Source organism: Pseudomonas sp. BF-RE-25 (genome assembly GCF_019956105.1).
Taxonomy (GTDB): Bacteria; Pseudomonadota; Gammaproteobacteria; order Pseudomonadales; family Pseudomonadaceae; genus Aquipseudomonas; species Aquipseudomonas migulae.
This window is the reverse complement of the sequence record NZ_JAHBDB010000004.1, coordinates 95,844-113,655: the sequence shown is the minus strand read 5'-3', so window position 1 is coordinate 113,655 and position 17,812 is coordinate 95,844. Positions and strand designations below refer to the sequence as shown.

The 17,812-nt window shown below is 57.4% G+C and carries 15 protein-coding genes and 1 tRNA gene; 11 read left to right on the top strand and 5 right to left on the bottom strand.

Annotated elements, in window-relative coordinates; genetic code table 11:
- Window positions 1–331 precede the first annotated feature (331 nt).
- Window positions 332–2,023: a colicin-like pore-forming protein gene (locus KGB24_RS02430; RefSeq protein WP_223416102.1), complete on the top strand. Its 1,692-nt coding sequence runs from the start codon at window positions 332–334 to the stop codon at window positions 2,021–2,023.
- Here KGB24_RS02430 and KGB24_RS02425 read toward each other — a convergent pair.
- Together KGB24_RS02425 and KGB24_RS02420 are read right to left on the bottom strand one after the other, a co-directional pair.
- Window positions 2,020–2,379 carry a hypothetical protein gene (locus tag KGB24_RS02425; protein WP_008029545.1) on the bottom strand — a complete coding sequence of 120 codons (360 nt, stop codon included), beginning with the start codon at window positions 2,377–2,379 and terminating at the stop codon, window positions 2,020–2,022. The two genes, KGB24_RS02430 and KGB24_RS02425, sit on opposite strands and share 4 nt — an antisense overlap.
- Window positions 2,380–2,614: 235 nt before the next feature.
- The gene (locus tag KGB24_RS02420; protein WP_223416101.1) at window positions 2,615–3,691 is read right to left on the bottom strand and encodes a 3-deoxy-7-phosphoheptulonate synthase; all 1,077 of its coding nucleotides are present in this window, start codon (window positions 3,689–3,691) and stop codon (window positions 2,615–2,617) included.
- Between the two features lie 627 nt (window positions 3,692–4,318).
- Here KGB24_RS02420 and KGB24_RS02415 point away from each other — a divergent pair.
- The 6 genes from KGB24_RS02415 (at window position 4,319) to KGB24_RS02390 (ending at window position 8,847) form a co-directional block, all read left to right on the top strand.
- Entirely contained in the window at window positions 4,319–5,077 is a 759-nt protein-coding gene (locus KGB24_RS02415) for a carbon-nitrogen hydrolase family protein (protein WP_223416100.1), read from the top strand.
- Window positions 5,077–5,520, top strand: coding sequence for a GNAT family N-acetyltransferase (locus KGB24_RS02410; protein ID WP_223416099.1), 444 nt, complete (start codon window positions 5,077–5,079; stop codon window positions 5,518–5,520). The genes KGB24_RS02415 and KGB24_RS02410 overlap by 1 nt, the downstream gene beginning before the upstream one ends.
- Before the next feature lie 126 nt (window positions 5,521–5,646).
- Window positions 5,647–6,288 carry a UvrY/SirA/GacA family response regulator transcription factor gene (uvrY, locus tag KGB24_RS02405; protein WP_008015884.1) on the top strand — a complete coding sequence of 214 codons (642 nt, stop codon included), beginning with the start codon at window positions 5,647–5,649 and terminating at the stop codon, window positions 6,286–6,288.
- A gap of 2 nt (window positions 6,289–6,290) precedes the next feature.
- Window positions 6,291–8,114, top strand: coding sequence for an excinuclease ABC subunit UvrC (uvrC, locus tag KGB24_RS02400; RefSeq protein ID WP_008029554.1), 1,824 nt, complete (start codon window positions 6,291–6,293; stop codon window positions 8,112–8,114).
- 32 nt (window positions 8,115–8,146) lie between these two features.
- On the top strand, window positions 8,147–8,704 hold the full coding sequence (gene pgsA, locus KGB24_RS02395) for a CDP-diacylglycerol--glycerol-3-phosphate 3-phosphatidyltransferase (protein WP_008029556.1): 558 nt from the start codon (window positions 8,147–8,149) through the stop codon (window positions 8,702–8,704).
- Between the two features lie 67 nt (window positions 8,705–8,771).
- A tRNA-Gly gene (locus KGB24_RS02390) sits at window positions 8,772–8,847 on the top strand.
- Window positions 8,848–8,978: 131 nt separating this feature from the next.
- Here KGB24_RS02390 and KGB24_RS02385 read toward each other — a convergent pair.
- Complete coding sequence (locus KGB24_RS02385) at window positions 8,979–9,917, bottom strand: LysR family transcriptional regulator (RefSeq protein ID WP_223416098.1); 939 nt, start codon at window positions 9,915–9,917, stop codon at window positions 8,979–8,981.
- A 138-nt stretch (window positions 9,918–10,055) separates the two neighbouring features.
- On the opposite strand from KGB24_RS02385, the gene KGB24_RS02380 reads away from it, so the two are divergent.
- From KGB24_RS02380 to KGB24_RS02370, 3 genes are all read left to right on the top strand, one after another.
- The gene (locus KGB24_RS02380) at window positions 10,056–11,369 is read left to right on the top strand and encodes an MFS transporter (protein ID WP_008037095.1); all 1,314 of its coding nucleotides are present in this window, start codon (window positions 10,056–10,058) and stop codon (window positions 11,367–11,369) included.
- Window positions 11,370–11,431: 62 nt separating this feature from the next.
- On the top strand, window positions 11,432–12,181 hold the full coding sequence (locus KGB24_RS02375) for a creatininase family protein (RefSeq protein WP_223416097.1): 750 nt from the start codon (window positions 11,432–11,434) through the stop codon (window positions 12,179–12,181).
- Between the two features lie 79 nt (window positions 12,182–12,260).
- Window positions 12,261–12,725 (top strand): RidA family protein, encoded by a 465-nt coding sequence (locus tag KGB24_RS02370; protein ID WP_223416096.1) that lies wholly within the window; start codon window positions 12,261–12,263, stop codon window positions 12,723–12,725.
- Between the two features lie 63 nt (window positions 12,726–12,788).
- Here KGB24_RS02370 and KGB24_RS02365 read toward each other — a convergent pair whose 3' ends face one another.
- Both KGB24_RS02365 and KGB24_RS02360 read right to left on the bottom strand, forming a co-directional pair.
- On the bottom strand, window positions 12,789–14,045 hold the full coding sequence (locus KGB24_RS02365; protein ID WP_192227021.1) for an OprD family porin: 1,257 nt from the start codon (window positions 14,043–14,045) through the stop codon (window positions 12,789–12,791).
- A 288-nt stretch (window positions 14,046–14,333) separates the two neighbouring features.
- Window positions 14,334–16,073 (bottom strand): dipeptidase, encoded by a 1,740-nt coding sequence (locus tag KGB24_RS02360; RefSeq protein WP_223416095.1) that lies wholly within the window; start codon window positions 16,071–16,073, stop codon window positions 14,334–14,336.
- 285 nt (window positions 16,074–16,358) lie between these two features.
- On the opposite strand from KGB24_RS02360, the gene KGB24_RS02355 reads away from it, so the two are divergent.
- Window positions 16,359–17,528, top strand: a complete 1,170-nt coding sequence (locus KGB24_RS02355) for a DUF1624 domain-containing protein (protein ID WP_223416094.1) — start codon at window positions 16,359–16,361, stop codon at window positions 17,526–17,528.
- Window positions 17,529–17,812: the final 284 nt, after the last annotated feature.

Genomic DNA, 17,812 nt, shown 5'->3' with positions numbered 1-17,812 from the left:
GCGGGAGTTCGTGATGTGTCCGGGGCTCACTCTAAAGCACTCGGACGTTTGCGCGATGTATGAAAAAGCCGCTGTGATTGGGTGAAAACGGAATAGGTGGTGTGCGAAACCTCGCATGTAGGCGAGGCCTTAATCGGAATGTTTCGACATCTTTTTATCTGGTTCGTAGTTGTTTTGATTAATGACCTACCACGCGGAGCGTATTTAGCCGGGTAGTTCGAAGCGCTCTCCTGACATCACGGATTTCCTTTATGAGATTGAATGGGGTTCGCTCGATGCCGACCTGCGGGATGGCGTCTTTTCAAAGGACTGAGATAAAGGCAATTTACACATGTCTGACAAAGACGAAGGATTCGTTCGCGGTGAGCCGTACAACATCAGGCCCTCGTTCATTGCCCCTGATCGCCAGCAGACATTCGGGGCTGGCGGTGGCGGCGGTTACATTGGAAACAACAGCGGTTGGGGGCTTCAGGAAGGGCCACGTAGAGGGGAAGGAGGTCCAAGCAGTATTCGAGACCTTCCGGGGCCGAACGTCATGGCCGAGTTTGCGGGCGTTCAGGTCGCCGACCAGCTAGAGATTGATAACGAATACAACGCACGATTCAGCACACTGTTTGCAGATACCGAACGTGAACTGGAGGAAAGGAAGCAGGTTGCCAAAGAGGGGCAAATTCTTGCTGCCGCTGAGTCTGCCGCCAGGGACCAAAAGGCCGCTCTGGATCTTATCGATTCCAAAAAGTCACAGTACATCTCCACGGCGCCCGGTATCTATGGGCTTTACGGTCAGAGTCCTTATTTTCTGATGGAGGTATTACCGCGTCGAAAAATAAGTGAGGTCCTGACTTCCCCTTACCATGATCCTTATGCGCTCTATAACCTGTATGGCCTGTTCAACAATGTCTATAAGTCGGCAATGGAGCTCAAGAGGCTCGCGCTCTCGGTGGATGTTTTGGCCAGCAAACTTGCAGAGCTGGCCAGTAAAAGAAATGAAGCAGAGGCGGGTGTTCCTTTAGATGATGAGGCATGGCTGACTGCGCAGGATCAGCGCCTTGCCGACATCGGTTTGGAACGGGATATCCACGCTCAGCAACTTCCGGCGTTTCTACAGGCGGAATTGATTGCGGCAGCAGGTTCGGTGGCAGGCCTGACACCCACTCAAACCCTGACCCACTACAAGATGACGCTGGAACGTATGGCGGCGACCAAAATCGCAGAGATGAGGCCGGTACAGCCGACCGAACCTTATCGGATTAATGGCCTGACCATCAACTTCACCTTGAACAATCCGAAAATCAAAGCGCCCTTGAGCAAGCCGGAACTGGAGGCGCTGAATGAGTTGGTGTACCTGCAAAACAATACCCCGATAGGGACCAAATGGCTTAGTTACCACGATGCGTTGTTGAAGGCTGAATCTGCACGGCATTTGACGGCTACTTCAAATGCGTTTGGCGGGCTGGTCGAGCGTTCGAATGATGCGGAACAGATCAAGAATGCGATCAAGTTCACGGCGGACTTTTACAAGGAATTGACTGAAAAATTTGGTGAGAAAGCTTCAGCGCTCGCGAAGGAGCTTTCTGCAAGCGCCAGAGGAAAGAAAATTCGAAATGCCGAAGAGGCAATTAAAGCCTTTGATCAGTATAAAGATGTGTTGGACAGGAAGTTTGGCGTCAAGGATAAAGAAGCGATTGTCAGGGCTATCGACTCGCTGGATAAGGAAATGATGGCAAGGACTCTGGAAAAATTTGGAAGAGGATTCGGCTTGGCAGGTCATGCCATAAATTTCCGAGATCTGACTATAGAGGCGAAAAAGTCAGCGGAAAGTGGGGATTGGAAGCCGTTTTTTATCAAGGCGGAAACCGTCGTCGCAGGTCAGGTCGTCGCAGGCTTGTTAGCGTTCATGTTTGGTTTTACGGTCCTGACGCCCGTGGGAATCCTGGGGTTCGCTTTGCTGATGGCGGTTACAAGCTCACTTATAAATGATGAGTTAGTTAGCAAGGTGAACGAGTTTGTCATAAGTATTTAACGCGAGGAGGGGGGCGCTTTAGTCGCCCCCCTATTAAAAATCATATAGGTCAGGTAGATGCTGCCAATAGGGATTGCAAATGCTATGCAAAAAAATGCAAATAATGCAGTGACTCCAGAAATATCCGAATAGTGGAGGAGGAATGCTTTTTTCCAGAAGATGGGGCTCTTGAATCTGTAGGCAGTTGCCTGTATCAGATATCTGGATAGTGGATACAGTAGAGTGCTGAGCACCATGAATACGACCAACCGAACATCTCTGTAGAACAACTCATCGCCAGTATAAAAAGCAACGATGGCTACAATCAGAAACAGGAAGCCTGTCAGCGAGTTTTTCACGAAATACTTTTTGTCCATCCTTGACCTCATTACTACCGAATGACGACGGTGTAGCACCTGCTCGTATCGAGCTGGCGCCGCTTGTTTTCAGTCTGCTGATTTGCATCCATGCATAATCATTCAGAAGCCCTCGCGACTCATCGCTCGGGCACTCTATGCAGACAGCGGCCATGATTTCAGACTTGAGGGCACGATCAAACCTTGGCGTGCCAATCCGTCCCCAAAAGTCTCCAGAAAACCGCGTCTAAACATTTCAAGTTTTGCGTTGCGCGCGCAACCGATCCGCCGCTTGACGCAACAACACCTCGGTCCCATCCCACCCAAGGCAGCCATCCGTCACCGATACACCGTACTGAAGCGACGGACTCAGCGGCTGGCAACCCTCGAACAGGTGACTCTCAATCATCATCCCGATCAGCGAGCGATCACCTTGCAGACGCTGCTCAAGCACATCGTTGAACACCGCCGGTTGACGTAGCGGGTCTTTGCCGCTGTTGGCGTGGCTGCAATCGACCATGATCCGGGCCGGGATCTTCAGTTTGGTCAGGTCGCTGTTCACCTGGGCGACGCTGTTGCGGTCGTAGTTCGGGCCGCGATGACCGCCGCGCAATACCAGGTGAGTGTCAGGGTTGCCGGGAGTCTGGATGATCGCGGGGTGCCCCTGACTGTCGACACCGAAATGCCGGTGCGGATGAGCGGCCGAGCGCATGGCGTCACTGGCAACACCGACGCCACCATCGGTGCCGTTTTTGAAACCGACCGGCATGTTCAGGCCGCTGGCCATTTCCCGGTGGATCTGCGATTCAGTGGTGCGGGCGCCAATGGCGACCCAGCTGAGCAGGTCGTCGAAGTACCCGGCGGCCATCGGTTGCAGCAGTTCGGTGGCAATCGGCAGGCCGAGTCGAAGCATTTCGCGCATCAGCTCCCGTGACAGGGTCAGGCCACCGGCCATGTCGTCGCTGCCGTCCAGGTGCGGATCGTAGGCCAGGCCTTTCCAGCCGACGGTGGTACGGGGTTTTTCGACGTAGGCGCGCATCACCAGCAGCATTTCATCGCTGACGTCGGCGGCAAGGCGGGCGAGGTGACTGGCGTATTCGAGGGCGGACTGCGGATCGTGAATCGAGCAAGGACCGACGATGACCAGCAAACGGGAGTCTTCACCGTTGAGAATCGCGCGGACCGCATCGCGGTGGGCGGCGACTTGCCGGGTCAGGGCGTTGCTGAGCGGCAGTTGCTGTTTGAGTTGCAATGAGCTTGGCAGGCGCAGGGTCAGCGCTTCATTGGCAGGGCTCAGGGTGGACAGCGGCAAAGCAGAGACGGACGAGTTCATGTTCAGGCTTCCTGGGCGGGCGGCGGGTTCGTTCCCGCACGCTCGGCCCTACTGGGGTGTTCGACAATTGGCCGGATTGGCTGCGTGTGTGTGCTTGCCACCTGTGGGTGACCGATCGGAGGCGGCAGGCTGTCCCGAGCGGAGGCTGCTAAATCGCCAGGCGGTAAAACTGTCGTGACGGTAATAAGTGGCGTAGTTCATGTCGTGAATCCTCAAAATGTCTGTGTTGTTGCTAAAAAGTGTGGGGGCTGAAAAAACAAAACCCCCGGTCGGGAGGCCGACCGGGGGTTGAGAATTCTCTGGTGGCGACCCGTTTAAAGTGGGCGCCGTGTGGGTATCAGGCGCGCCAGTGGCTAAACCAATACCCAAAATAAAAGCTGACCGAAGCGCAAACGACATTCACCCGGGCAGCCGCAACCGAGCGCGGGGCGCTGGCGGAACGAAGCTGTGAGAGGGCGTTGAACATGGTCTGTCTCCGATGGATGCGCCGAGCTTACTAGAGGCCGGTACACGGATTCAATCAGAAATTGCTATTGATTACTGGCGGCGTTTTCTATCGCTTGAGTGCGTCGGCGGTTGTGACACACTCGCCGTTTAAACAAAAACACACCGTCACAAGGACGAATCATGACGACGCTGACCATCGCCGCCGCTCAATCGATCTCCAGCGCTGGAGACCTGGTCGCCAATATCGCGTGGCATCAACGCTTCATGCAGGTGGCGGCGGAGCAGGGTGTGCAGTTGCTGGTGTTTCCGGAACTCTCGCTGACCGGGTACGAGCGCGGGCTGGCGGCTGAGTTGGCCATTGCACCGGAGGATTCGGTGCTGCAACCGTTGCGCGATTTTGCGCAGGAAGTCGGCGTAACGACCGTAGTCGGGATGCCTGTTCGTCTGTCGGAGCATTCGCCGGTGTTGATTGGAGCGCTGGTACTGGGCGCCGATGGTTCACTCGGGGTCTACAGCAAGCAGCATCTGCATCCCGGCGAGGAAGTCGCGTTTGCACCGGGCACTGGCGGTTCGCCCCTTATCATCGGCGGCGATACGATAGCCTTGGCGGTGTGCGCCGATTTTTCCCACGCCATTCATGCGGCCGCAGCGGCGCAACAGGGCGCCGACCTGTATGCCGCAGGCGTGCTGATCACCGAAAATGGTTACGCCCCCGATACTGCGTTGTTGCAAGGCTATGCCGTCAGGCATTCGATGGCGGTGCTGATGGCCAACCATGGCGGTGCGACGGGGGGCTGGGAGTCGGCAGGACGCAGCGCCATCTGGGCGTCGGACGGTTCGCTGATCGCTGCCGCACCGGGCATCGGCAATCTGCTGGTCGTTGCTCGCCGCAATGCTGACAACTGGACGGGGCGCGTCGTCGCCGTCGCGGAGGCCTGATGGGATTCGAATTACGTCCTGCGACATCGCAAGACCTCGACTTTGCTCGTGAACTGACCTGTAAAACCATGCTCCGCTATTACATTCAGCACGATCTGCTGTGGCAGGACGAGGCTTTCGATGTGGCCTGGGCGGGGCGGGAAAACTGGCTGATCGTCCGCGATGATGTACGGCTGGGTTATGTAAGCCTGAGTCGGGATGCAAGGGCCTTGTACATCCGTGAGTTACACGTGCTCGAAGCGTTCCGGGGGCAGGGCGCCGGTTCCTGGGCGATCGATCAGGTATTGGCAATGGCGTGCAAGGAACGACGCCCGGCATTGCGCCTGACGGTTTTTGCAAATAATCCGGCGAAAGCGTTATACGAGCGAAAGGGCCTGGCAGTGGTCGGCAAAGACGAGTGTTTCCTGAGAATGCAGCGCGATATCGATGCCTCGCATCGCTGAAACACGCATGAGACAAGCCTTTCAAGATGTATTGAAACTTTTTATATGACGCTTGCCGCTAGGTCTGCCAGTTGCTTTTTGCTAAGGTGTCGGCAACTCAATAAGACCATATCGCGAGGTGTCTGCTTGATTAGGGTGCTAGTAGTCGATGACCATGATCTCGTTCGTACAGGCATTACACGAATGCTGGCTGACATCGATGGCCTGCAAGTAGTCGGCCAGGCTGAGTCCGGGGAAGAATCCCTGCTCAAGGCGCGTGAGTTGAAACCCGATGTGGTGCTGATGGACGTCAAGATGCCGGGTATCGGCGGTCTTGAAGCCACGCGCAAACTGTTGCGCAGTCATCCGGATATCAAGGTCGTCGCGGTCACCGTATGCGAGGAAGATCCGTTTCCTACACGTTTGTTGCAGGCCGGGGCCGCGGGCTACCTGACCAAAGGCGCCGGGTTGCCGGAAATGGTCCAGGCCATCCGTCTGGTGTTTGCCGGGCAACGCTACATCAGCCCGCAGATTGCCCAGCAACTGGCGATCAAATCCTTTCAGCCGACCAACGATTCGCCCTTCGACGCATTGTCGGAGCGGGAAATCCAGATCGCGCTGATGATTGTCGGCTGCCAGAAGGTCCAGATCATTTCCGACAAACTGTGCCTGTCGCCCAAAACCGTGAACACCTACCGTTACCGAATTTTCGAAAAGCTTTCGATCAGCAGCGATGTCGAATTGACGCTGTTGGCAGTTCGTCACGGCATGGTTGATGCCAGCCTCTGAAAATGACTGACACCTTTGATCCAAGTGCTTTCCTGTCGACGGTCAGCGGACGCCCCGGCGTCTATCGCATGTTCGACAGTGAGGCACGCCTGCTCTACGTCGGCAAGGCCAAGAATCTTAAGAATCGTCTGTCGAGTTACTTCCGCAAATCCGGCCTCGCGCCCAAGACCGCTGCGCTGGTGGCGCGTATCGCCCAGGTCGAAACGACGATCACGGCCAACGAAACCGAAGCCTTGCTGCTTGAGCAGACGCTGATCAAGGAATGGCGTCCGCCCTACAATATTCTGCTGCGCGACGATAAATCCTACCCGTATGTGTTTCTTTCCGACGGCCAGTTCCCACGCCTTAGCATTCATCGCGGGGCGAAAAAGGCCAAGGGCAAATATTTCGGCCCTTATCCCAGTGCCGGGGCGATTCGCGAAAGCCTGAGCCTGCTGCAAAAAACCTTTTTCGTTCGCCAGTGCGAAGACAGCTACTACAAGAACCGCACACGTCCATGCCTGCAATACCAGATCAAGCGCTGCAAGGCGCCGTGCGTAGGGCTGGTGGAGCCCGAGGTTTACGCCGAGGACGTTCGTCACTCGGTGATGTTCCTCGAAGGGCGCAGCAATGCGCTGACCGATGAATTGTCCGCCGGCATGGAAGAGGCGGCGATCAACCTCGAATTCGAACGTGCCGCCGAATTGCGCGACCAGATCTCGTTGCTGCGCCGGGTCCAGGATCAACAGAGCATGGAAGGCGGGACCGGTGACGTCGACGTCATCGCCGCGTTCGTCAATCCGGGCGGTGCCTGTGTCCATTTGATCAGCGTGCGCGGCGGTCGGGTGCTGGGGAGCAAGAATTTCTTTCCGCAGGTGGGCATTGAGGAAGACGTTTCCGAAGTCATGGCCGCGTTTCTCGGTCAGTACTTCGTCAGCAGCCCCGAACGCGACTTGCCGAGCGAGCTGATCGTCAACGTGGTTCACGAAGACTTCCCGACCCTGATCGCGGCCATCGAAGAGCTGCGCGGTCGTGAGCTGAGCATCAGTCACAGGGTTCGTGGCACGCGGGCACGCTGGCAGCAATTGGCCGTGACCAATGCCGAGCAGGCTCTGGGCGCGCGCCTGGCCAACCGCCAACACGTTGCGGCACGTTTCGATGCCCTGGCCGATGTGCTGAAACTGGATGAGCCGCCGCAGCGCCTCGAGTGCTACGACATCAGTCACTCCAGCGGCGAAGCGACCGTGGCGTCCTGCGTGGTGTTCGGCCCTGAAGGCCCGATCAAGTCCGACTACCGTCGCTACAACATTGAGGGTGTCACGCCGGGCGATGACTACGCCGCAATGCACCAGGCCCTGACCCGGCGCTTCAGCAAACTGAAGGACGGGGAGGGCAAGTTGCCGGACATTCTGCTGGTGGACGGCGGCAAGGGGCAGTTGTCCATGGCGCGCGATGTGCTCAATGAACTGGCGGTGCCCGACCTGATTCTGCTGGGCGTGGCCAAGGGTGCGACGCGCAAGGCCGGCTTCGAAACCTTGTACCTCAATGACGCCGCCCACGAATTTACCTTGCGTGGCGATTCTCCGGCACTGCATTTGATCCAGCAGATCCGCGATGAAGCCCACCGATTTGCAATTACCGGACACCGTGCCCGTCGTGGCAAAACGCGCCGTACGTCTACGCTTGAGGGTGTAGCCGGGGTGGGTCCGACCCGTCGGCGCGATTTGTTGAAACATTTTGGTGGATTGCAGGAGCTGTCTCGTGCCAGCATCGAAGAGATCGCCAAAGCACCCGGGATCAGTAAAAAGCTCGCAGAGTTGATTTATGCAAATCTGCACAGCGAGTAGAATGCCCCCTCACCTCGTAGCCAGTTGTGCCGATGAATATCCCTAATCTGATTACCGTTCTACGCGTCCTGCTTATCCCGATCTTCATTTTACTGTTCTACCTGCCTTACCAATGGAGCTACCTGGCGTCCGCTTCGGTCTTCGCGTTTGCCGCTGCCACAGACTGGCTGGACGGATACCTGGCTCGTCGTCTGGAGCAAAGTACGCCGTTCGGGGCGTTCCTCGATCCGGTGGCCGACAAGCTGATGGTCGCCGTGGCGTTGGTGCTGCTGGTGCAGGAACACGGTAATTTGTGGCTCACGCTGCCGGCTGCCGTGATCATCGGTCGCGAGATCGTGGTATCGGCATTGCGCGAGTGGATGGCCGAGCTCGGTGCTCGTGCTCACGTCGCCGTGTCGAACCTGGGCAAATGGAAAACCGCTGCGCAGATGCTGGCGCTGGTGATCCTGCTGGCCAATCCGTCGGACTTCACGTTCTGGGTCCTGGTGGGTTACGCCTTGCTGATGATCTCTGCGGGCCTGACATTGTGGTCCATGGTCCAATACCTGCGGGCTGCCTGGCCGCATCTGAAGACCGATGTGGAAAAATAAATAAAACTTTTTTGAATCAAGGGGTTGACGGCGCTTCTGGATTCTATAGAATGCGCCACACCAAGACGCGGGAATAGCTCAGTTGGTAGAGCACGACCTTGCCAAGGTCGGGGTCGCGAGTTCGAGTCTCGTTTCCCGCTCCAAATACAGAAAAGCGCCACTCAATGAGTGGCGCTTTTTTTTGTGCATTTTTTAGGGTTGGAATTAGAAAAAGAGGCTTCGGCCTCTTTTTTTTCAGCGATTACATTGAGCCGGTCAGCAAACAGCGCTGAGGTTACCGTGAGGCCAATGTCACTCCGTCACCCGACACAAACATCGGCAAGCGCTGCAACATCCAGTTCAGCAGCTCCTGAGCCGGCGCGGCCAGCGGTCGGCCGGACTTCACCAGCAGTTTCGCTTCCACGCCCAGGAACAGCGGATGGTCGATCAGTACCGCCGCAAGGCTGCCTTGTTCGATTTCCCGATAGGCAGCGAACTCGCCGAGTAATGAGGTGAAATCTCCGGAGGCCACCAGGCGCTTGAGTGCCGCGAGAGAGTTGCTGACCAGTGCCGGGCGGATTTCGATTTTCTCGGCGTACTCAAGCATCTTGATCGCATGACCAATGCCGAATGTGGGGGGCGTCAGCACCAGTCGGCAGGTGAGTATGTCCTCGACGGTTGCCGTTCCCCCTCGCACTGCCAACGGATGATCAGGGCGAACCAGCAGCATCACTGGCTGCGATGACGTCGCGCGGTAATCGATTTGCGAATGCGGCGGCGGATTGTAGGCAAGGCCGATGTGCGCACGGTTTTCGGCGACTTCGTTCAGCACGTCGTCGACGGGAAGGATGTCCAGCCGGACATCGAGCTTGGGGTACTGTTTGCAGAAGGGGGCGAGCACGTTGTCGACCAAGGCATCGACATAGCCCTCACTGATGACGACTCGCACCTGGCCCTGTTGCAGGCCTTTGATCGCTTGAAGCTGGTCTTCGAGTTTCTCCTGGTGTGATCGATAACCGCGCCAGAACTCCAGCAAATGCGCCGCCGCCTCGGTGGGCTGCACGCCGCGTGCCTGGCGCTCGAACAGTTTTGCACCCAGTTCCTCTTCCAGCAGCTTGATCTGGCGCGTGATAACAGAGGGCGACGTATTGATGCTGTCCGCCGCGCCACGAATCGAGCCGTGGATCAGCACTTCATGAAAATACCGCAGCCGTTGTTGGTTGATCTCGCGCATCCCGAGCCCTCTCGCCAGAAAGTTTGTGTTGCTTGTAGGGCAACGATACACGAACTTAGTTGCTCTTGCTGGGGCTGCGGTGCCGGTGCAACATTCTTTGGCACGAACGCAGACCAACAAGAATAATTGGAGACTCGCATGTCAACCTTACTGACACCGGCAAGCAGTGATGCCGTTTCTGCCCTTTACCGCAAGCTCAATTGGCGGCTGTTGCCACTCCTGTTCATTTGCTACGTCTTTGCGTATCTGGACCGGATCAACGTCGGCTTCGCCAAGCTGCAGATGCAAAATGACCTTGGACTGTCCGATGCGGCCTACGGAGCGGGCGCGGGTATTTTCTTTCTGGGGTACGTGCTGTTTGAGTTGCCGAGCAACCTGATGTTGCCGAAGGTGGGGGCGCGAAAAACCTTCAGCCGCATTTTGGTGTGTTGGGGCATCACATCGGCCTGCATGCTCTTTGTGCGCAACGTGCCGATGTTTTATGCGATGCGTTTTCTGCTGGGTGTATTCGAAGCCGGTTTTGCCCCCGGCATGATCTATTACCTGTCTTGCTGGTACGGCCCGAAGCGTATGGCGCGGGCCATTGCGATCGTGTTTATTGCCGGTCCCATCGGCGGCATTATCGGCGGTCCGCTGTCTGCCTGGCTGATCACCACGTTCGAAGGCGTCGGCGGTCTGGCCGGCTGGCAATGGATGTTTTTGATTGAAGGTCTGCCTTGCGTGTTCCTTGGCATCCTGACCTATTTTGTTCTCTCCAATCGGCCCTCGGAGGCCCGATGGCTGAGTGTTGAAGAAAGGACACTGCTGGAGAGTGAACTCGGTACATCCTCGGGGCGAGCCCATTCGTTCCGGGCGGTGTTGCGCGATCCGAAAATCTACATCCTCGCCTCAGCCTATTTCTGCATCATCTTCTCGATCTACGCCATGAGTTTCTGGCTGCCGGCAATCCTCAAGGCCCAGGGCGTCAACGACACCATGCAGCTGGGTTGGTATGCCGCGATTCCCTATGTCGCGGCGGCATGCGGCATGTACTGGATAGGGCGTCGGTCCGACCGGGTCGGCGAACGACGCTACCACTGCGCAGTCCCTGCGGGCATTGGCGCCATCCTGTTGCTCATGTATCCCTTTGCCGACGGCAACCTGATGGCGTCGCTGGTTCTGCTGACAGTGGCGACCGCCATGATGTTCATGGCCTACACCGTGTTATGGGCGATGCCCTCCGAGCACATCAAGGGTGATGCGGCGGCGGGAGGCATTGCCTTGATCAACACAATCGGTCTTTCCGGCGGTTTCTGGGGGCCTGCGGTGATTGGCTGGGCAAAAACGGCAACCGGCAGCGCCAATCTCGGCATCGTCGTTGTGGGCTGCGTCTTCCTGTGTGCAGCGTTCGTGATCCTTGCCACCAAACGGCAACCGCGTGAGCGCCCGGTTTCTGAATTCAGCGCGGGTTGATCAACCGCCTCCCACTTGATCAGTCGTGTTCCGAACGGAACCCTTTTAAAGAGAGAACCCACATGCTTTTACACCTATCGACCTGGGCCGAGATCGGGAAATTCCTTGAGCGCAGCCGCACCATCGTGATCCCGATCGGCTCCAATGAACAACACGGTCCGACCGGCCTTCTGGGGACCGACTGGATGTGCCCCGAAATCATTGCGTGCGAAGCGCAGAAGTCGGCAGACATCCTGATTGCGCCGACTTTCAACATCGGCATGGCCCAACACCATCTTGGATTCCCCGGGACCATTTCACTTCGCCCCTCGACGTTCATTGCGGCCATTGGCGACTGGGTGCGTTCGTTGGCCGCTCACGGGTTTGAAAGAATCCTCTTCCTCAATGGCCACGGCGGCAACGTCGCATCGATTGAAGCGGCGTTCTCGGAGCTCTACGCCGAAGCAAGCTTCGCTCGACGCCCTGCGGGGTTCGCGCTGAAGTTGTGTAATTGGTGGGATCTGGACGGAATCGGTGAGTTGGCGCGGGAGCAGTTTCCTGAGGGGCACGGCATTCATGCCACGCCGTCCGAGATTGCCGTGACTCAGTGGGCCTACCCGGATTCCATCAAGTCCGCCAAGTACTCGCCGCAGATCGCGCCGTGGGGGCCGATTCGCGAAGCGCTGGATTTCCGCGCACGCCATCCGGATGGCCGCATGGGCTCGGATCCGTCCCTGGCCACTCCTGATAAGGGCCGCGCTCTGGTGATGTTGGCAGCACAGAGCCTGGTGCAGGAACTCGACGCCTTCAGCCGCGAATCGATACCCGGCTAAACAACCGGATCAAACGTTTTTCAACTTGCCCAGCGCCCGGAAGTTCCGGGCGTTGGCACGTTCTATTCGAGGAAAACCCATGATTGAACATGATGTTTATACCCGCCTGAAAGACCTCGGTATCGAGTTGCCCACTACCGGCGCTCCCGCTGCTGCCTATGTTATGAGTGCGCAGAGTGGCAACGTCGTTTACCTGTCCGGCCATATCGCGAAGCAAGACGGCAAAGTCTGGGCAGGAAAACTGGGCGAAACGCTGACGACAGAGGAGGGCTATGTGGCCGCGCGTTCGACCGCCATCGATTTGTTGGCGACGTTGCACGCGCATCTTGGCGATCTGAATCGGGTCACGCGGATTGTCAAAGTGCTGAGCCTGGTGAATTCAACGTCCGGTTTCACCGAGCAGCATCTGGTCACGAACGGCGCCTCGGAGCTGCTGGCCGAGGTGTTTGGGGATAAGGGAAAACACGCGCGCTCGGCATTCGGCGTGGCACAGATTCCGTTGGGCGCCTGTGTCGAAATCGAGATGACCGTGGAAGTCAGTTGAAGGCCGGGTAACAGTAAAACCTGTGGGCGCGAAGTGATTCGCCCCCACACTTGTTTTTAGAAATCAGAACAGCGTCCACGTGTAACTGATGATCAGTCGGTTCTCGTTGATATCCGTGCGGTAGTTGGAGCGTGCCACCGCATTGCGCACTCGCACGCCGAGGCCTTTCAATGGGGCTGCCTGGAAGGTGTAACTGAGGTCGAGGTCACGCTCCCGATCTTTGCCTTCATAGCCCATCCCCGTCTTCACATTGTCGCCGGTGACATAGCGCGTGCTGGCTAACAGGCCAGGCACGCCGAGGGCCGCGAAGTCATAGTCATAGCGCAGTTGAAAGGAGCGCTCATGGGTGGAGACGAACTCGTAGGTCGGCAGTTCGTTGCCAAGGGCGCTGACATTGAGAAACACGCGAGGAAAGGGGCTGTCGCCGTACATGCCCTGGTAACCGGCATAAAACGTATGGCCACCGAGCTTGGCCGATAGCAACGAGAAGAAGGACTGGTTGTCGACCTTGCCCACCAGTTTGCGACCTTCTTCCTGAGCGTCGTAGTAACCAAGATTGGCGCCCAGCACCCAACTGCCCACCGGCACACTGTGTTTCAAACCGAAGAAGTTTTGCTCGTAGATATCTTCCAGTCGGGAATGCCAGGCACTCACGGTGGTGCGGTTACTGTTGAACGCGTAATCGCCGCCCACGTAATTGAAGGCATCACTCGACACTTGCCGTTGCGGCTTGTTGCCCAGCAACGCCTGGAGTTTGCTCTCGCCGGCTTCATTGCGCAGGGTCGTGGAGGTCAAATGCCCGGCTTGCAGCGTCAGGCCGGGGATTTCGCTGCTGGTAATGCTTGCGCCCTGATAGGCCGGGGGCAGCAAGCGGATGTCGCTGAAGACCAGTGTCGGCAGGTTGGGTTGCAGTTCACCGACCTTCAGCTCGGTTTTGGAAACGCGCATCTTCGCCGCCAACCCGAGGCGACCATAATTGTCAGCGGCATGGCCATCGTCCTTGACCGGCAATAACCCCGAGTTGACCCGGTCTGGGCTGCTGTCGAGCTTGATGCCGAATTTGCCGATGGCATCCAGGCCGAATCCTACTGGTCCGGGCGTGTAGCCGGATTTGAAGTTGAGGATGAACCCTTGGGCCCATTCCTGAGCCATCGATTTTTCCGAGCCTCGGATATCGGAGAAGTCTCTGCTGAAGAAATAGTTTCGGGTTTGCAGGGTAGCGGTGGACTGTTCGACGAATCCGCTGTCGGCGGCTTGGGCAAGGTTGGCGCCAGCCCCGGTAAACAGCAGTACACACAGTTTGCCTTTGTCTCTGGTCATAATTTAACTCTTGTTTTTATTAGACATGACTCTCCCGTAGGCCCTCTGTCGGGGCTTGTGCGCGTGCGGGGGAGGTAAGACAGCCGGTAGGATGTGGCGCTCGCAGCCGCTCCGGTGTCGAGAGCGATGCTCGCTCCATTGACCAATGGCAGCAAGAGCAACTTAATTCAGAGATCGTTGCTCTGGAGGCAACGCTGATGGCAAGGCGTGAAAAGACTGCTTCAGGAAAGTGGATCAGGACGTTGTAAACGTCGGACCCGCCAGAGCAGCGGGTCCGAAGGGGAGGGCTTAGAGTTTTGGCAACTGGCCGATGCGCCCGAACATCTCGGTCACGATCTGCAAGTCCAGCAGGAACTGGTCAACGGTCTTGAACTCGTTGTCGGTGTGGCCGGTGTATTTGACTTCGGGCCGGGCCAGGCCGAACTGCACGCCGTTGGGCAGTTCATGGACCGAAGTGGCGCCGGCCGAGGTGCCGAATTTGTGTTCCATGCCCAGGTTTTCGCTGGCCACGGCCAGCAGGGCCTTGACCCATTCACCCTCGGGATTGCGGTACATCGGTTCGGCGATCGAGTAATCGAAGGCCACCGCAACCTGGGATTTCTTGCTCCAGGCGTCCAGCTTGTCGGCGATTTCGCGCTTGAGCACTTCCGGGGACTTGCCCTTCGGTACGCGCAGGTTGACCGCGAGTTTGAAGGTGTTTTCATCCATCCCGACAAAGGTCAGGGAGGTGGTCAACGGCCCCATGAACGCATCGGAAAAACCGACCGCCAATTTGCCACCCAGATAATCGAGCCCCCAGTTGTCGGCAGAGTAGCGGGCCGCGTCGGTGATGTGGTTGTGCTTGAGGGCGACCTTGCCGTCGAGGCTGTTGATGAACACCAGCATTCTCGCCACCGGGTTGATTCCGGACTCGGGCTCGGAGGAGTGGGCGGAAACGCCGGTGACTGTCAGCGTGACGTCTTTGCCGACGACCTTGGCCGTCACCTCGAAATCGCCGCCATTGCGCTTGGCGTACTCGGTACCGGCCTTTTGCAGGCTGGCGGCCAGCTCGGCGGGTTTGTCACTCAGCAGGGTGGAGACCGACGCCGACGGAATCTGGTTGGTGGCCAGGCCGCCAGTCATCGAGACGATTTCAGCGCCCTTGCCGTCAGCCTTGCGCTTGGGGAAGTTGGCCATGACCGTGCCGTAGCCTTTCTCGGCGATCACCACCGGGTAGCCGCCATCCAGCGCCAGGTTGTAGTTAGGTGTGGGGTTGTGTTCGAAGTAATAAGGGATGGCGTCGCCGCTGGTTTCCTCGGTGGTGTCCACCAGCAACTTGAAATTCCTCGCCAACGGCAGCTTTTCTTCCTTGATGACTTTCATGGCGTAGAGCGCCACCACGATGCCGTTTTTGTCATCTTCGGTGCCACGGCCATACATGCGATCGCCAATCAGCGTGACCTTGAACGGATCGAGGCGGGTGCCGTCTTTCAGGACCCAGTTTTCCGGTGTCACGGGCACCACGTCGGCGTGGGCGTGAATGCCCACCACTTCATTGCCGCTCCCTTCGAGGGATATTTCATAGACGCGGTTGTCGACGTTGCGAAAGGTCAGGTTGAAGGCCTGGGCCAGGCTCTTGATCTTGTCGGCGATCTTGATGAATTCAGGGTTGTCGTGCTGGGCAACGCCGTCCACGCGGAAGGTCGGGATGGCCACCAGTTCACGCAGCGTCTCGGTGGCGGCGCTGCCGTATTTCACCCGGGCATAGAGGCCGAGCAGGCGATGGATTTCGTTCTGCTGGTCGGCGGAAAGGCTCTTGTTGTCGAGGAAGGCAGAGATTGCCGTGCCGAGGTCGTCGGTTTTGGCCAGGTCGCTCTTGGCCACGCTTGTCAGGAACTGCCTGAAATCCGTGATCGATGCGTCACTGAACGTCTTGAGGATGGCCGCGCCTTGCTGCGGGGTAATGTTGGCGTGCGCTGCTGTGGTGAACGACGAAAGACTGGCCAGCATCAACGTTGTCGCGGCCAGGTGCTTGAGTGAGAAGTCCATTGTTGAAGGCATTCCTTTGCAGGTGTCTGATTAATGAAACAAAACATTTCAACATTAACACTGTAGGAGCGAGCCTGCTCGCGATGGTCTAAAGGACGCTGCGTTTACCCAGGCAACACGCGTTTTCGTTAACGACCATCGCGAGCAGGCTCGCTCCCACATGGTTTCCTTCTAAATGTGTACAAATTAATAATTAGCTGGAAATGTTATAGGGTAACAATATAAGGTGCCCGGCAGGCTGTCCTGCGGGACACGTTTATTCACCCCTTGCGTTGCGAAACATCCATGACCCTTGCACCTTCTCGCTCCACCTGCACGGCAGTTGGTCGGCTTCTTTCCATCGATGCATTGAGGGGCATGGTAATTCTGTTCATGCTGCTCGATCACGTCCGCGAAACTTTTTTCCTGCATCGGCAAGTGTCCGATCCGATGGACATCACCACGACCGAGCCGGCGCTGTTTTTCAGTCGCACGCTCGCTCATTTGTGCGCGCCGGTCTTCGTGCTGCTCACCGGTATGTCGGCCTGGCTGTACGGTGAGAAGTACGCCGGCAAGGCCGACGTTTGCAGCTTCTTGTTCAAGCGCGGGCTGTTTCTGGTGGTGCTTGAGTTCACCCTGGTGAACTTCGCCTGGACGTTCCAGTTTCCGCCGACCGTCATTTACATGCAGGTGATCTGGGCCATCGGCTTGAGCATGCTGGCCCTGTCGGTGATGGTCTGGCTGCCGCGTCCAGTGTTGCTGCTCCTGAGCCTGGCGATCATCGCCGGTCACAACGTGCTGGACGGTCTGCATTTTCCGATCGAATCGGCGATGCACGTGCCATGGGCGATTCTCCATGATCGCGGCTGGATCGAATTGTCCGAAGGGTTTCGGTTGCGCACGTCCTATCCGGTGCTGCCGTGGATAGGAGTCATTGGCTTGGGTTACGCCATGGGCCCGTGGTTCGGGCGAGCGGCGCAGGCCCAGGGGCGTCAGCGCAAATTGCTGCTCTGTGGCGTTTTGGGGCTGGCCGGTTTCGTCGCACTGCGGCTGCTCAACGGCTATGGCGAGAAGCCGTGGAGCGTTGGCGATACCTCCGTGCAAACACTGATGAGTTTTTTCAACATCACCAAATACCCGCCGTCGCTGCTGTTTATTGCGCTGACCCTGAGCCTCGGATGCTTGCTGCTTCTTTGGTTTGAGCGCTTGCAGAAGAGCCGATGGTTGCGTCCCTTGACGGTGTTTGGCTCAGCGCCGATGTTCTTCTATCTGTTACACCTTTACGCACTGAAGGTTTTGTATCTCATCGCTGTAGCGCTGTTTGGATTGAATCAGGGCGCGTACTTCGGTTTCGACTCGGTAGGCGCGGTTTGGATCGCCGCAATCCTGTTGGCCATTGCGCTTTATCGACCGGTCCGTTGGTTCTCCGGGCTGAAGGCCCGACGTCGCGACATCGCCTGGCTCAAATACCTGTAATGCCCATGAATGCACTTTTATAAAGCCGTGAGGCCTCGGTCTGCACTATGCGAAGGCAAAAGTCTGGAGCCTGTTCGGTGCTCGCGCCTGAAAAACGCTGCGCAATCAGCGTTTTCGCGATCTGGCACAAACACTGCAATACACCGGACAGGCCCACCATAAACGCAGTCGAGTGGGCAGCCCCCTCGGTCAACGACGATCGAATCATGGGCAACATCGGTGGATCAGGCATAGACGTCTGGTGCTAACACCGCAAAAGAACAGGCAAAGACGCCTGGAACCGC